The organism is Mycobacterium sp., from assembly GCF_035499775.1.
Lineage (GTDB): Bacteria > Actinomycetota > Actinomycetes > Mycobacteriales > Mycobacteriaceae > Mycobacterium.
In genome coordinates, this window is the sequence record NZ_DATJYB010000128.1 from 1 (window position 1) to 3680 (window position 3680).

General features: G+C 62.4%; 6 protein-coding genes. All 6 read left to right on the top strand.

Annotation, left to right across the window (positions count from 1 at the left end; all coding sequences use genetic code 11):
- On the top strand, positions 1 to 772 hold a 772-nt coding region (locus VML93_RS09165; RefSeq protein WP_325609852.1), incomplete at its 5' end, for a hypothetical protein.
- Positions 765 to 1145 carry a hypothetical protein gene (locus VML93_RS09170; protein ID WP_325609854.1) on the top strand — a complete coding sequence of 127 codons (381 nt, stop codon included), beginning with the start codon at positions 765 to 767 and terminating at the stop codon, positions 1143 to 1145. The genes VML93_RS09165 and VML93_RS09170, both read left to right, overlap by 8 nt.
- Positions 1145 to 1429, top strand: coding sequence for a DUF6525 family protein (locus VML93_RS09175; RefSeq protein ID WP_325609856.1), 285 nt, complete (start codon positions 1145 to 1147; stop codon positions 1427 to 1429). Before VML93_RS09170 ends, VML93_RS09175 begins: the two co-directional genes overlap by 1 nt.
- A 138-nt stretch (positions 1430 to 1567) precedes the next feature.
- The gene (locus VML93_RS09180) at positions 1568 to 1741 is read left to right on the top strand and encodes a hypothetical protein (RefSeq protein ID WP_325609858.1); all 174 of its coding nucleotides are present in this window, start codon (positions 1568 to 1570) and stop codon (positions 1739 to 1741) included.
- Positions 1742 to 1959: 218 nt separating this feature from the next.
- Positions 1960 to 2919, top strand: a complete 960-nt coding sequence (locus VML93_RS09185; RefSeq protein WP_325609860.1) for a phage capsid protein — start codon at positions 1960 to 1962, stop codon at positions 2917 to 2919.
- 55 nt (positions 2920 to 2974) lie between these two features.
- Entirely contained in the window at positions 2975 to 3493 is a 519-nt protein-coding gene (locus VML93_RS09190) for a hypothetical protein (protein ID WP_325609862.1), read from the top strand.
- Positions 3494 to 3680 lie beyond the last annotated feature (187 nt).

Below are 3680 nucleotides of genomic sequence, written 5' to 3' on the forward strand. Positions count from 1 at the left end.
AGACCATCTGACCGAGATCACAGCCAAGGGATGGAACAAGCCCTTGACCCCGGATGTCGCGCGTTCGATGGCCCAGGCGCACCGTGCTGCGACGCAGCTCCTCGGCGTCCCGACTGACCAGCTTATGCGGGTGCCGAAAGACGCGAACGATCCGCTCTACCCGACCGCGTTCGATCGCATCGTCGGCCTCTCGGTTCCCAAGACGGCGGACGAGTACAAGTTCGAGGGGATCGTGTTCAAGGATGGCACCCCGCTGGAGCCGGAGGATATCTCGTTCGTGCGCGACTTCGCAGCCAAGAACAAGTTGCCGGTTTCCGCGGCGCGCGCCCTGGCGCAGGAACTCGTGGCACGGACGGACGGGGCCGATGAGGCTTCCCGGAACGCCGCCGCCGCGGCGAGCACCGCCAATACGACTGCGCTCACCGCCGCCTGGGGTAATGACCAGGCGACGAACAAGACGCTGGCGGACCAGGCGATTGGCGCCCTCAAGGCGCTGGGAGTGAACGTCAGTCTCGATGGGCTCGACTCCAACGGCTACGTCAGCGCCATGAACGGGCTCGTGAAACTGGCGGGCCCGCTCCGGGAAGCGCCGATGCTAGGCGGTGGCGGCAACGTCAACACCAGCCAGGTCACCGGCATGACCCGCCAAGATGCCGTCGCCAAGTACGAGGAGCTTCGGTTGAACCAGGAATGGATCAACAAGGCTCTGACGCCAGGCACGAGTGAGGCCTCGTACTTCTCCGATCTGCAGAGGGTGATGGCCGGTGTCTAAGAAAAAGCACATGTTCGAGAACCGCCATACGGCGATCTCGCCCACCCTCTACAAACCTGGCGACCCCGCCACGACGAAGTACGTCGAGAAGTGTTGGCGTATTGCCAACATCGCGGCGGGGATGCCGGCCTACCAGCGGCCGACCCGGATGTACCTGTCGGCCACGGACTTCGGCGCGATTATCGCGGAGCTGCGCGCCCAGCATGACGCGCCTTGGCACATGGCCGACCCGCCCTACCTCGTGTTCGGTAAGAACCCGGAGTTCCGGGTTCTCAATGCCGGGACGGACAGCGAGCGGGAAGTGAACCGGTTGAACAACGAAACCCCCGGCGCCGTCGAGTTCACGGCGCGTAGCCGGCAGTTCATATGGTAATGCCTGCGGGCGCCAGTAACGGTGGCCCCGAGGCCACACGCGACGATGATCTGCAGCATCAGATGCGCGTCTTCGATGGGCTGCCGTTGCCGATCCGCCGCTGGCTTACGCAGGCGACGTTCGATTACGATGCGCGTCAGGCGCAGGATTTCATGAACAAGTGCATCGGGATGCCGATTGATCTTGTCATCCAGGCTTTGGATGATTATGATCTGCAGCGGAGAATTACCGAGCACGAGAGAGTTTACCGATGCCTAGCGCCAGCGGAGCAGAACATCGCTTGATGGGCCTCGCCTCTACCCCGGCAGGCCAAGCGAAACTGCGCGCCGAGGGGAAGAAGCCTCCTCCGGTCTCGGTCGCAAAAGAGTTCCTGCGCGCGGATAAGGGCCGCACGTTCGGGCGGGCGAAACGGAGTAAGGGCAATGGCTAAGAAATGGATCGCGAGTGCCATCAAGCATCCGGGCGCCGAAAAGCGGGCCGCGGCTGCCGCTGGTATGTCGACGCACGCCTATATGGAAAAACACAAGAACGACAGCGGGACAGCCGGCAAACGAGCGCGTCTTGGGCTTACTCTGTCGAAAATGTCGAAAAAATAATTCGGCGTGGAAAATTTCTTGTTGACACGGTAGCCCCCGTGGCATAAATGTCACATCGATCGAGGCGCACCCGAAACCCCCGGGGTGAAAACCGGCTAGCGTAGTAAGGCGGGGCAAGTCCCCGGAGTGTCCTCGATCACAGTGGTCCCCACAAGGCTCCCGCGCGGAGACCGAGGATACGGCCGAGCGAACCGCAACTTTTATGTGGATGCTTGGTCATGGCCACCGCAAACACGGGCAACAACCCATACGAGACCGAGCTGCTGACGATGCAGTTCACCACCCGTCTCGATCTCTTGCTGCAACAGAAGATGTCGATTATCCGCGGGCGCTGCGATGGCGGCAACCACGTCGGTCGCGCGGCATCCCCGGTCCAACAGATCGGCGTCCTCAACTATCGCCAGCCTGCCGGCCGCTACTCGCCGCTGGTGCCGACGATCCCGCAGTACACCCGGCGTTGGGTCTTCCCGAACGATCGCGATCTGACGGTACTGGTCGACCAGTTCGACGAACTGCGCACGATCGTCGACCCGAAGGGTGGCATTACCGAAGCGGCGGCTGCCGCGGCGAACCGCTACTTCGATGACCTGCTGATCAACGCGGCCAATGGAACGGCGCAGACCGGTGTCGATGCGGCGACCCTGACCGCCGAGAGCTTCAACTCGACCGTCTCCACCAGCGGCGGTGCCCTGGTTGCCGACACGTTCGGCGCCTCGTCCAGCACGGGTATGACCTATCCGAAGCTCGTCGAGGGTTGGCGCGTGATGCGTCATGCCCAGGTCGATCTCATGGCCGAGCGGCCGGTCGTGCTGATCGGCTCCCAGCAGGAGAGCGATCTGAAGAAGCAACAGGAGATTATCAACCGCGACTACGGTGGGTCTCTGACTGTGCAGGACGGCACGATCACCCGCATCGCCGGCTTCGATGTCGAGGTGAGCGAGCGCCTCAACAGCTCGTCCTCGAACACGCTGCGCAACTGTCTCGGCTGGGTCCGCTCTGGCCTCTACCTCGGCATGTGGCGCGACGTGAACACGAAGGTCAGCCAGCGCACCGATCTGACCAGCCATCCGTGGCAGCTCTACTCGATGATCTCGGCGGGCGCGACGCGCACCCAACTGTTCAAGGTCATCCAGATCAACTGCGCCGACACCAGCGGGTTCGATCCGACCGCCCCGTAATTTGAAGGGAGAGGGGTAGAAATTACCCCTTTCGCTTCCGTAAAGGAGATTGACGATGCCTTCAGAAGCTCTCGCGGTAACGGCGATCACCAACCTTGACAAGTCGCCCGCTATCCGCACAACCAATTACGGGTCTCCGATCCAGGCTGCTTATGGCACCTTGACCGCGACTACGGGCAAGACCAGTGGGTCGACCTACCAATTGGTGCGCCTGAAATCGAGTGCGATCCTCCACGGCCTCAAGCTTTGGTTGGATGCGACGGTGACCACGTTCACTGGCGACGTGACGCTGTATTATTCCGACAACTCGCTCGACGGCTCGGTCGCGGTGGCGAACAGTGGGGCCGTTGTGGCGCATCTGTTCCAGACCGCCTTGGCCTTGGCCTCGGTCGTCACCCCGACTGAGTATCTGCTGGGCGGCAACGTCAAGGGAGCCAACATCGGGCAACCGTTGTGGCAGATGGCAGGGCTCAGTTATGACCCCATGTGCTATTTCGACGTTGTGATCCTGACTACGGCGACCAACTCGGGCGCGCCTGTGGTTAATTGCAAGGCCGACTACAGCTTCAACTAACGGCGCGGCGGCGAGAGCCGCCCACCCGTAAGGGGCACGCCCAATGGCCACGACCTACTACGCCTCGATCACTGGTGACAGCGGCGCCTACACTGACGTTGACCACGCCGGCACGTCGAGCACCTCGACTGACGTGTTCGAGTTCCGCATGGGCAATGGCACCTACGCGCCCGATCGCGCCGAGTGC

What these genes read in the sequence shown, in the direction of transcription:
- VML93_RS09175 (WP_325609856.1), top strand. Translation starts at nt 1,145, where the DNA reads ATGCCTGCGGGCGCCAGTAACGGTGGCCCCGAGGCCACACGCGACGAT.
- VML93_RS09180 (WP_325609858.1), top strand. Translation starts at nt 1,568, where the DNA reads ATGGCTAAGAAATGGATCGCGAGTGCCATCAAGCATCCGGGCGCCGAA.
- VML93_RS09185 (WP_325609860.1), top strand. Translation starts at nt 1,960, where the DNA reads ATGGCCACCGCAAACACGGGCAACAACCCATACGAGACCGAGCTGCTG.
- VML93_RS09190 (WP_325609862.1), top strand. Translation starts at nt 2,975, where the DNA reads ATGCCTTCAGAAGCTCTCGCGGTAACGGCGATCACCAACCTTGACAAG.